The organism is Variovorax sp. P1_H12_2 (assembly GCF_056405335.1).
Genome location: NZ_JBFUCI010000715.1, coordinates 1 through 1,531, shown reverse-complemented (window position 1 = coordinate 1,531; position 1,531 = coordinate 1). Strand labels below are relative to the sequence as shown.

The window sequence follows — 1,531 nt, the reverse complement described above, 5'->3', positions numbered from 1 at the left end:
GACCTGGGCGACCTCGGACAAGAGGGCGGTTGCGTCGGACATGATTGCCATTGTCAATTGATTGATTGACAAAAGCAATCAATTGATCGGGTGCCGGGGAGGGGCCTTAGTCCTTTAGGGCGACAGATCCAATGGAAAACCCTAAAATCGCGGGTTGCCCACCACGGGCCCACCCGGCCCGCAGGCCTGCGCGGCAACCGATTGCCGTTTTCCCCCTGATGAACGCCCCCGTCGACGTCTCCTTCTTCACGCGCGCCGCCAAGCCGCTCACCAGCTACCGCAAGTACTGGGCGGCCCGCTTCGGCACGGCAAAGTTCCTGCCGACCTCGCGTGCCGAGATGGACGCGCTCGGCTGGGACAGCTGCGACATCGTCGTGGTCACGGGCGACGCCTACGTCGACCATCCGAGCTTCGGCATGGCGGTCATCGGCCGCATGCTGGAGGCGCAGGGTTTCCGGGTCGGCATCATTGCGCAGCCCGACTGGCAGAGCGCCGACCCGTTCAAGGCGCTCGGCCGCCCGAACCTGTTCTTCGGCGTCACCGCCGGCAACATGGATTCGATGATCAATCGCTACACGGCCGATCGCAAGGTGCGCAGCGACGACGCCTACACGCCGGGCGACATCGGCGGCAAGCGGCCCGACCGCGCGGCCATCGTCTATTCGCAGCGCTGCAAGGAAGCCTGGAGCGACGTGCCGATCGTGCTCGGCGGCATCGAAGGGTCGCTGCGCCGCATCGCGCACTACGACTACTGGCAGGACAAGGTGCGCCGTTCGATCGTGGTCGACGCCAAGTGCGACCTGCTGCTCTACGGCAACGCCGAGCGCGCCATCGTCGAGATCGCGCACCGGCTGGCGGCGCGCGAGCCGGTTGCGCACATCACCGACGTGCGCGGCACCGCCTTCGTGCGCCGCGAAACCCCCGAGGCCTGGTTCGAGATCAATTCGACCAGCGTCGACGAGCCGGGCCGGGTCGAGGCCCACGTCAATCCGTACCTGATGGTGTCGGACCAGGCCAAAGCCAACGGCGCCACCTGTGCCAAGGAAGACGATGCGCAGGCGGTCGCCCAGGCTGCCGAGGCCAGGGGCTCGGTCAACCTCGCGATCAAGCCGCTGACCTTCGTGCCGAATCCGGCCCTGCAAAGCCGCGAGCGAATCAAGGTGCCGCCGCGCGACCGTTCGGTGATCCGGCTGCCTTCGTACGAGCAGGTGCGTGCCGACCCGGTGCTCTATGCCCACGCCAATCGCGTGCTGCACCTCGAGACCAACCCGGGCAATGCCCGCGCGCTGGTGCAGGCGCACGGCGAAGGCACGACCGCGCGCGACGTCTGGATCAACCCGCCGCCGATCCCGCTCACCACGGCCGAGATGGACCACGTGTTCGACCTGCCGTATGCGCGCAGCCCGCATCCGGGTTATGCCGACGAGAACGGCAGCCACGACGGCGCCACCAAGATCCCGGCCTGGGAAATGATCCGCTTCAGCGTCAACATCATGCGCGGCTGCTTCGGCGGCTGCACCTTCTGCTCGAT

At 66.9% G+C, this 1,531-nt stretch carries 1 protein-coding gene; it reads left to right on the top strand.

Going from position 1 to position 1,531, the window contains the following annotated elements:
• Nucleotides 1-218 precede the first annotated feature (218 nt).
• The coding region (locus tag AC1D2K_RS34490; protein ID WP_478094909.1) for a YgiQ family radical SAM protein at nt 219-1,531 on the top strand (1,313 nt) is incomplete at its 3' end.